The sequence below is a fragment of the Pseudomaricurvus sp. ABR4_320 genome, from assembly GCF_056159445.1.
The window spans coordinates 1-301 of the sequence record NZ_JBSWVF010000110.1 but is presented as its reverse complement, the minus strand read 5'-3'; the positions used below and the strand labels follow the sequence as shown (position 1 = coordinate 301).

Below are 301 nucleotides of genomic sequence, written 5' to 3'. Positions count from 1 at the left end.
GCTTTCCAATCGGGAAAGAGTTCGTCGAGGGCGCGAGGTTCAAACACCGCGCCGGAGAGAATGTGGGCACCGATTTCAGAGCCTTTTTCAACCAGGCAGACGCTGAGGTCTTCGTTGAGTTGACGCATGCGACAGGCCGCTGCCAGACCGGCGGGGCCGCCGCCGACAATGACCAGGTCGTACTCCATAAATTCGCGTTCCACGTCTCTCTCCCAGGCTTGATTCGCGGTCATGTTATCGGGGCGTCTTTGCCGACGCCCTCTTATTTTGAGGTCTACAGTTTGCTGTCGAGTTCCGGTAC

The 301-nt window shown here is 57.8% G+C and carries 1 protein-coding gene; it reads right to left on the bottom strand.

Annotated features, from left to right (window positions below; translation table 11 throughout):
• On the bottom strand, positions 1-188 hold a 188-nt coding region (locus ACXAFR_RS27600; protein ID WP_475183454.1), incomplete at its 3' end, for an NAD(P)/FAD-dependent oxidoreductase.
• Positions 189-301 lie beyond the last annotated feature (113 nt).